General features: G+C 60.5%; 6 protein-coding genes. All 6 read left to right on the top strand.

Going from position 1 to position 7,861, the window contains the following annotated elements; translation table 11 throughout:
• Positions 1 to 421: 421 nt before the first annotated feature.
• The 6 genes from gcvH (at position 422) to QMX91_RS26700 (ending at position 7,715) form a co-directional block, all read left to right on the top strand.
• Positions 422 to 805, top strand: coding sequence for a glycine cleavage system protein GcvH (gene gcvH / locus QMX91_RS26725; protein ID WP_027612543.1), 384 nt, complete (start codon positions 422 to 424; stop codon positions 803 to 805).
• Positions 802 to 3,669: an aminomethyl-transferring glycine dehydrogenase gene (gene gcvP, locus QMX91_RS26720; RefSeq protein WP_282413629.1), complete on the top strand. Its 2,868-nt coding sequence runs from the start codon at positions 802 to 804 to the stop codon at positions 3,667 to 3,669. Before gcvH ends, gcvP begins: the two co-directional genes overlap by 4 nt.
• A 207-nt stretch (positions 3,670 to 3,876) precedes the next feature.
• On the top strand, positions 3,877 to 5,253 hold the full coding sequence (locus tag QMX91_RS26715) for an L-serine ammonia-lyase (RefSeq protein WP_027612541.1): 1,377 nt from the start codon (positions 3,877 to 3,879) through the stop codon (positions 5,251 to 5,253).
• A 135-nt stretch (positions 5,254 to 5,388) separates the two neighbouring features.
• Positions 5,389 to 6,513 (top strand): glycine cleavage system aminomethyltransferase GcvT, encoded by a 1,125-nt coding sequence (gene gcvT, locus QMX91_RS26710; RefSeq protein WP_096795084.1) that lies wholly within the window; start codon positions 5,389 to 5,391, stop codon positions 6,511 to 6,513.
• 403 nt (positions 6,514 to 6,916) lie between these two features.
• Positions 6,917 to 7,129: a cold-shock protein gene (locus QMX91_RS26705; RefSeq protein WP_007934683.1), complete on the top strand. Its 213-nt coding sequence runs from the start codon at positions 6,917 to 6,919 to the stop codon at positions 7,127 to 7,129.
• Positions 7,130 to 7,226: 97 nt separating this feature from the next.
• Positions 7,227 to 7,715, top strand: coding sequence for an RDD family protein (locus QMX91_RS26700; protein WP_115989038.1), 489 nt, complete (start codon positions 7,227 to 7,229; stop codon positions 7,713 to 7,715).
• The last annotated feature ends 146 nt before the right edge of the window (positions 7,716 to 7,861 follow it).

Raw genomic sequence — 7,861 nt, 5'->3', positions numbered from 1 at the left:
TGTGGGAGCGGGCTTGCGCGCGAATGCGGTGGGCCATTCAACAGGGATGTCGACTGACCTGACGCTTTCGCGAGCAAGCCCGCTCCCACAGGGGGTTCATGTGACGGATTCGAAATCCGTTCAAAACCGACCTCCATCTGTACTGAAAGCGCTACAGCGGAACGATATCGATACACCATCCTCCGACCGCCGCTGTGCAAGGCTTTGATCCGCTTCAGCTTTTCTCCCCGCCCCAAGCTGTAGCGATTTCGCTACAGAAGCCCCACACCCATCACAACCAGAAACATATAACTATTTGATTTATATAGATAAATACAATCTGGCCGCGTTCTTGCTAAGTAACCGCTCATAAAATCAGGGCTTTCATGCCCAAGCCTTCCACCGCGTCCACCAGACGAGTCTGGCCCCCTTAGGAGTTTCCATGAGCGAGTTGCGTTTTACTGAAGATCACGAATGGCTGCGCACCGAAGCTGACGGCAGCGTTACTGTCGGCATCACCGCTTTCGCGCAGAACGCTTTGGGCGACGTGGTGTTCGTGCAACTGCCTGAGCTGCAGGCTTACGAAAAAGGCGCTGAAGCCGCCACCGTGGAATCGGTGAAAGCCGCCAGCGGCGTGTACATGCCGCTCGACGGTGAAGTTGTGGAAGTGAACCCGGCACTGGACGGCAGCCCGGAACTGGTCAACGAAGATCCGCTGGGCGAAGGCTGGTTCTTCCGCTTCCAGCCAAGCGACGCCGCCGCTGTCGGCAAACTGCTCGATCAAGACGCCTACGACCGCCTGATCAAAGCCCAAGCCGAAGCCTGAGGAGTAACGACATGACCCAAGTAAACCTCGGCACTGCCAACGAATTCATCGCCCGTCACATCGGCCCACGCGCCGGTGACGAGCAAGCCATGCTCAACAGCCTCGGCTTCGACTCGCTCGAAGCGCTGAGCGCCAGCGTCATCCCGGAAAGCATCAAGGGCACCAGCGTGCTCGGCCTGGACGACGGCCTGAGCGAAGCCGATGCATTGGCGATGATCAAATCCATCGCCGGCAAAAACCAACTGTTCAAGACCTACATCGGCCAGGGCTACTACAACTGCCACACGCCGTCGCCGATCCTGCGCAACCTGTTGGAAAACCCGGCCTGGTACACCGCTTACACCCCGTACCAGCCGGAAATTTCCCAGGGCCGTCTCGAAGCGCTGCTGAACTTCCAGACCCTGATCAGCGACCTCACCGGCCTGCCGATCGCCAACGCCTCGCTGCTCGACGAAGCCACCGCCGCTGCCGAAGCCATGACCTTCTGCAAACGCCTGAGCAAGAACAAGGGCAGCCATCAATTCTTCGCCTCGATCCACAGCCACCCGCAAACCCTCGACGTACTGCGCACCCGTGCCGAGCCGCTGGGCATCGACGTGGTGGTTGGCGATGAGCGTGAACTGAGCGACGTCACGCCGTTTTTCGGCGCGCTGCTGCAATACCCGGCGAGCAACGGTGATGTGTTCGACTACCGCGAACTGACCGAGCGCTTCCACGCCGCCAACGCGCTGGTGGCCGTGGCTGCCGACCTGCTGGCTCTGACTTTGCTGACCGCTCCGGGCGAGTTCGGCGCCGACGTCGCCATCGGTTCCGCGCAACGCTTCGGCGTGCCGCTGGGTTTCGGTGGCCCGCACGCGGCTTATTTCTCCACCAAAGATGCGTTCAAGCGCGACATGCCGGGCCGTTTGGTTGGCGTTTCGGTTGACCGTTTCGGCAAGCCGGCGCTGCGTCTGGCGATGCAGACCCGCGAGCAACATATCCGCCGCGAGAAGGCCACCTCGAACATCTGCACCGCACAAGTGCTGTTGGCCAACATCGCCAGCATGTACGCCGTGTATCACGGCCCGAAAGGCCTGACGCAGATCGCCAACCGCGTGCATCACCTGACCGCGATTCTGGCCAAGGGCCTGAGCGCACTGGGCCAGACCGTCGAGCAGACAAGCTTCTTCGACACCCTGACCGTAGCCACCGGCGCACACACCGCCACGCTGCACGACAAGGCACACGCCGCGCAGATCAACCTGCGGGTCATCGATGCCGAGCGTCTGGGCCTGTCGGTGGACGAAACCACCACTCAGGCTGACATCGAAACCCTGTGGGGCCTGTTCGCCGACGGCAAGGCCCTGCCGGACTTCGCTGCGCTGGCCGCGTCGGTGCAAAGCACCATCCCGGCGGCGCTGGTACGTCAGTCGCCGATCCTCAGCCACCCGGTGTTCAACCGTTATCACTCGGAAACCGAGCTGATGCGCTACCTGCGCAAACTGGCGGACAAGGACCTGGCACTGGATCGCACGATGATCCCGTTGGGCTCGTGCACCATGAAACTCAACGCCGCCAGCGAAATGATCCCGGTGACCTGGGCCGAATTCGGCGCCCTGCACCCGTTCGCTCCGGCTGCGCAGAGCGCCGGTTATCAGCAACTGACCGATGAACTGGAAGCGATGCTCTGCGCCGCCACCGGTTACGACGCGATCTCGCTGCAACCGAACGCCGGTTCGCAAGGTGAGTACGCAGGCCTGCTGGCGATTCGCGCGTACCACCAGAGCCGTGGCGACGAGCGCCGCGACATCTGCCTGATCCCGTCGTCGGCCCACGGCACCAACCCGGCCACCGCCAACATGGCCGGCATGCGCGTGGTGGTGACCGCGTGCGATGCGCGCGGCAACGTCGATATCGAAGACCTGCGCGCCAAAGCCATCGAGCACCGCGAACACCTCGCGGCGCTGATGATCACCTACCCGTCGACCCACGGCGTGTTCGAAGAAGGCATCCGCGAAATCTGCGGGATCATTCATGACAACGGCGGCCAGGTGTACATCGACGGCGCCAACATGAACGCGATGGTCGGCCTCTGCGCACCGGGCAAGTTCGGCGGCGATGTCTCGCACCTGAACCTGCACAAAACCTTCTGCATTCCGCACGGCGGTGGCGGCCCGGGTGTCGGCCCGATCGGCGTCAAGTCGCACCTGACCCCGTTCCTGCCGGGTCACGGCCAGATGCAACGCAAAGAAGGTGCGGTCTGCGCAGCACCGTTCGGCAGCGCAAGCATTCTACCGATCACCTGGATGTACATTCGCATGATGGGCGGCGCCGGTCTGAAGCGTGCTTCGCAGCTGGCGATCCTCAATGCCAACTACATTTCCCGTCGCCTCGAAGAGCACTATCCAGTGCTGTACACCGGAAGCAACGGTCTGGTGGCGCACGAATGCATCCTCGACCTGCGTCCACTGAAAGACAGCAGCGGCATCAGCGTCGATGACGTTGCCAAGCGTCTGATCGACTTCGGCTTCCACGCCCCGACCATGTCGTTCCCGGTCGCCGGTACGCTGATGATCGAGCCGACCGAAAGTGAATCCAAGGAAGAACTGGACCGCTTCTGCGACGCCATGATCCGCATCCGCGAAGAAATCCGCGCGGTGGAAAACGGCACGCTGGACAAGGACGACAACCCGCTGAAAAACGCTCCGCACACCGCAGCGGAGCTGGTCGGCGAGTGGACCCACCCGTACAGCCGCGAGCAGGCGGTGTATCCGGTGGCGTCGTTGGTCGAAGGCAAATACTGGCCGCCGGTCGGTCGCGTCGACAACGTGTTCGGCGACCGCAACCTGGTCTGCGCCTGCCCGTCGATCGAAAGCTACGCTTAAACGGATGAGGGGCAGGTCACCTGCCCCGATTTTCAGCAACACCATAGATCCCAATGTGGGAGCGGGCTTGCTCGCGAATGCGGTGTATCAATCGCCATCAATGTTGCCTGACACACCGCACTCGCGAGCAAGCCCGCTCCCACAGGGGATTTGTGTCCAGCCTCGAGCTTGCGCCAATTCCTATAACAAGAAACCGGAGAACAACTCATGTCGTTAAGCGTGTTCGACCTGTTCAAGATTGGCATCGGCCCTTCCAGCTCCCACACCGTCGGCCCGATGCGTGCCGCTGCGCGCTTCGCCGAAGGCCTGCGCCGCGATGACCTGTTGTCGGCCACCAGCACCGTCAAAGTCGAGCTGTACGGCTCGCTCGGTGCTACCGGCAAGGGACACGGCAGCGACAAAGCCGTGCTGCTTGGCCTTGAAGGTGAACACCCGGACACCGTCGATACCGAAACCGTCGCCGCACGCCTGCAGGATATTCGCGGCAATGGCCGGCTGAATCTGCTCGGAGAACACAGCATTGCGTTCAACGAGAAAGAACACCTGGCGATGATTCGCAAGCCGCTGGCCTATCACCCCAACGGCATGATCTTTCGTGCCTTCGATGCGGCAGGTATTCAGATCCGCAGCCGCGAGTACTACTCGGTGGGCGGTGGTTTTGTGGTCGATGAAGACGCGGCCGGGGCCGACCGCATCGTTGAAGACGCCACCCCACTGACCTTCCCGTTCAAAAGTGCCAAGGATTTGCTCGGCCATTGCGCCACCTACGGCCTGTCGATCAGCCAGGTGATGCTGACTAATGAAAGCGCCTGGCGCCCGGAGGCGGAGACGCGCGCCGGTCTACTGAAAATCTGGCAAGTGATGCAGGACTGCGTCGCCGCTGGCTGTCGCAACGAAGGCATTCTGCCGGGCGGGCTGAAGGTCAAACGCCGGGCGGCGGCATTGCATCGGCAACTGTGCAAGAACCCGGAATCAGCGCTGCGTGATCCGCTGTCGGTGCTGGACTGGGTCAACCTGTACGCCCTCGCTGTCAACGAAGAAAACGCCAACGGCGGCCGCGTGGTCACCGCGCCGACCAACGGCGCGGCGGGCATCATCCCGGCGGTGCTGCATTACTACATGCGCTTTATCCCGGGTGCGAACGATGACGGCGTGGTGCGCTTTCTGCTGACCGCCGCCGCCATCGGCATTCTGTACAAGGAAAACGCCTCGATCTCCGGCGCCGAAGTCGGCTGTCAGGGCGAGGTCGGCGTGGCTTGCTCGATGGCCGCCGGCGCGCTGTGTGAAGTGCTTGGCGGCAGCGTGCAGCAAGTCGAGAACGCGGCAGAAATCGGCATGGAACACAACCTCGGCCTGACCTGCGACCCGATTGGCGGGCTGGTGCAGGTGCCGTGTATCGAGCGCAACGCCATGGGCTCGGTGAAGGCCATCAACGCGGTGCGCATGGCCATGCGCGGTGACGGGCAACACTTTGTCTCCCTCGACAAAGTCATCCGCACCATGCGCCAGACCGGCGCCGACATGAAAAGCAAATACAAAGAGACCGCCCGTGGCGGTCTCGCGGTCAACATTATCGAATGCTGATTTATGTCCTCGCCCTTTGGGTGAGGACCGCACTTAGCCCCCTCTCCCTCCGGGAGAGGGCTGAGGTGAGGGGCTTTTGATCTTGATCTAAATCTAGCCCCATGCCCCCAAACTCAAACTTTCAAGGAGCCACGCATGTCCACCGAACAACTGTCGAAAACCCCGCTGCACGCTCTGCATATCGAACTCGGCGCCCGCATGGTGCCGTTCGCCGGCTACGACATGCCGGTGCAATACCCGCTGGGCGTGATGAAAGAACACCAGCACACCCGTGAGCAGGCCGGGCTGTTCGATGTCTCGCACATGGGCCAGATCCGCCTGACCGGCGCCAATGCCGCCAAGGCCCTGGAAACCCTGGTGCCGGTGGATATCATCGACCTGCCGGTGGGCATGCAGCGCTACGCAATGTTCACCAACGACAACGGCGGCATCCTCGACGACCTGATGGTCGCCAATCTGGGCAACGACGAGCTGTTCCTGGTGGTCAACGCCGCGTGCAAGGATCAGGATCTGGCGCATCTGCAAAAACACATTGGCGATCAGTGCACCATTACGGAGCTGTTCGAAGCGCGCGCGCTGCTGGCGTTGCAAGGCCCGGCTGCGGTCACCGTGCTGGCGCGTCTTGCGCCAGAGGTGGCGAAGATGACGTTCATGCAGTTCAATCGCGTGCAACTGCTGGGCGTGGATTGCTTCGTCAGCCGTTCGGGCTACACCGGTGAAGACGGTTTCGAAATCTCGGTGCCCGCCGCCGATGCAGAAAAACTCGCCCGCGCCCTGCTGGCCGAACCGGAAGTTCAGGCCATCGGCCTCGGCGCCCGCGACTCGCTGCGCCTGGAAGCCGGCCTGTGCCTGTACGGGCACGACATGAACACCGAGACCACGCCGATCGAAGCCAGCCTGTTGTGGGCAATCTCCAAGCCACGCCGTGCCGACGGCGCGCGGGCCGGTGGTTTCCCGGGGGCAGAGACAGTTTTTGCTCAGCAGCAGAATGGCGTCGCGCGCAAACGCGTCGGTCTGCTGCCACAGGAACGTACGCCGGTGCGTGAAGGCGCAGAAATCGTCAACGACGCGGGCGAAATCATCGGCAGCGTGTGCAGCGGCGGCTTCGGCCCGACCCTGGGCGGGCCGTTGGCGATGGGTTACCTCGACAGCGCTTATGTCACCCTGGATACGCCAGTCTGGGCCATCGTTCGTGGGAAAAAGGTGCAAATGCTTGTAAGCAAAATGCCATTTGTTCCACAACGCTACTATCGTGGTTGATTGACTGTTTCTATAAGTAACGCGATTGCGTTATGCGTGCACTAATGTGTAACGCAATCGCCACAAAAAAGTGCATTTTCTAACATTTGATTCGATTATGAACTTTACTTATAACGTTCGAAAACTTTTGAACAAGCTAATCGTCTAAGCCGCACTAGCAGACTGACTAACTGCCAGCAGGGACAGTAAAACCGGGGCCTTCGCGGGGCTTGTTTTTTCTCCCGTAGTTGGCGTAGAGTTTGTCCACTGTGTTTGCATGGGTCAGCTTGGAATCGTGACCTGGGCAGTAGCCTACAAGTTAGCTACATCCCGCTCGACGTCTTCTTACTCTCCTGCAACCAGCCCCAGTACTCTTTCATGAGAAAGAGGCTGTCATCAATTTATGCGTCAAAGGAAATAAGAAATGTCCCAACGTCAGAGCGGTACCGTCAAGTGGTTTAACGACGAGAAAGGTTTTGGTTTTATCACTCCAGAAAGCGGTCCGGATCTGTTCGTGCATTTCCGCGCTATTCAGGGCAACGGCTTCAAGAGCCTGAAAGAAGGCCAGAAAGTGACCTTCGTTGCTGTGCAAGGCCAGAAAGGCATGCAGGCTGATGAAGTACAAGCAGAAGGTTAATCTTCTGTAACGAAAAAGCCCCTGATATTGATATCAGGGGCTTTTTTGTGCGCGCGAATCCGTAAAATGGCGCTTCATTTTGCGTCCAGAGGCTGCCATGTCGAAGAACCTGCTCACTCCCCAGGGCGACTTTCCTGCTGTTGGCCTCGGCCGGCGCCTGGCCGCGATGTTCTATGACTTCCTGTTGTGCACTGCCCTGCTGATCGTCACCGGGTTCGTCTACAAGTTGATCCAGGCAGCGATCATCGGTGAAGAACGCCTGCGCGTGCTGACCGACGCCGGAAAAATGGATGGCGATCCGCTGTATTCCACAGTGTTGCTGTTGGTGCTGTTTGCGTTCTTCGCCAAGTTCTGGACCCACGGCGGGCAGACACTGGGCATGCAGGTATGGGGCATACGCGTACAGAACGCCGATGGCAGCGCGATCAGCCTGTGGCAGGCGCTGCTGCGGTTTATGGTGTCGATCGCTTCGTGGCTGTGCGCAGGGCTTGGATTCTTCTGGTCGCTGTACGACAAGCAGAAGCGCACCTGGCACGACATCTACTCCGATACCCGCGTGGTGCGGATTCCGAAGAAGACCAAATAGTTTCCAGACACCAGATACCAATGTGGGAGCAACTGTCTTACTGCCACCGTTCGTCACCGCCACTCTGTGCCGTCTCGCAGCATGGCATTCAGTCTGATCAGCAGTATTCGCATACAGGCGATGAGCGCGACTTTCGCGCTCTTGCC

This window comes from Pseudomonas sp. PS01299 (assembly GCF_029960145.1).
GTDB classification, from domain to species: Bacteria; Pseudomonadota; Gammaproteobacteria; order Pseudomonadales; family Pseudomonadaceae; genus Aquipseudomonas; species Aquipseudomonas putida_A.
Note: the sequence above shows the minus strand (reverse complement) of the source record. Positions and strands in the feature narration are given on the sequence as shown.

Bases quoted from the DNA above. Each gene is read 5' to 3' on its own strand.
- gcvH (WP_027612543.1), top strand. From the start codon at position 422: ATGAGCGAGTTGCGTTTTACTGAAGATCACGAATGGCTGCGCACCGAA.
- QMX91_RS26715 (WP_027612541.1), top strand. From the start codon at position 3,877: ATGTCGTTAAGCGTGTTCGACCTGTTCAAGATTGGCATCGGCCCTTCC.
- QMX91_RS26705 (WP_007934683.1), top strand. From the start codon at position 6,917: ATGTCCCAACGTCAGAGCGGTACCGTCAAGTGGTTTAACGACGAGAAA.
- gcvT (WP_096795084.1), top strand. From the start codon at position 5,389: ATGTCCACCGAACAACTGTCGAAAACCCCGCTGCACGCTCTGCATATC.
- QMX91_RS26700 (WP_115989038.1), top strand. From the start codon at position 7,227: ATGTCGAAGAACCTGCTCACTCCCCAGGGCGACTTTCCTGCTGTTGGC.